Below are 362 nucleotides of genomic sequence, written 5' to 3'. Positions count from 1 at the left end.
AAGTACGAAGCCGGCCACAAGATAAGATTTCTCAGGGTCGTCGTAGACTACGACGTTGATAGGATGCAGGTGTAAAGCTGGAGACAGCAAAGCCGAGCATTACTAATTGCCCGTTGACTTTTGTTATTGCGTAACACATGAGGGTGTTATATACGTTTAGCGCTTGAAAGAATGGAGTTTTGCTAAATTGTATTTTCAGTTTGTGCTTCATGCAAGACTTGATATAGAAAAAGAAATTAAGGTGACTATAGCACGAAGGTTCCACCTCTTCCCATTCCGAACAGAGAAGTTAAGCTTCGTCACGCCGATGGTACTGCTAATTGTGGGAGAGTAGGTAGTCGCCGTTTTAGAGAGAAAGATCC

At 43.1% G+C, this 362-nt stretch carries 2 rRNA genes; both read left to right on the top strand.

Features of this window, described 5'->3' with window-relative positions:
• A 23S ribosomal RNA gene (locus I6E24_RS16785) occupies positions 1-126 on the top strand; the annotation flags it as partial.
• Positions 127-237: 111 nt separating this feature from the next.
• A 5S ribosomal RNA gene (gene rrf / locus I6E24_RS16780) occupies positions 238-347 on the top strand.
• Positions 348-362: the final 15 nt, after the last annotated feature.

It is taken from the genome of Bacteroides caecigallinarum, assembly GCF_021530995.1.
GTDB lineage: Bacteria > Bacteroidota > Bacteroidia > Bacteroidales > Bacteroidaceae > Phocaeicola > Phocaeicola faecigallinarum.
The sequence above is the reverse complement of the archived record's forward strand: the minus strand, read 5'-3'. Positions and strand labels throughout refer to the sequence as shown.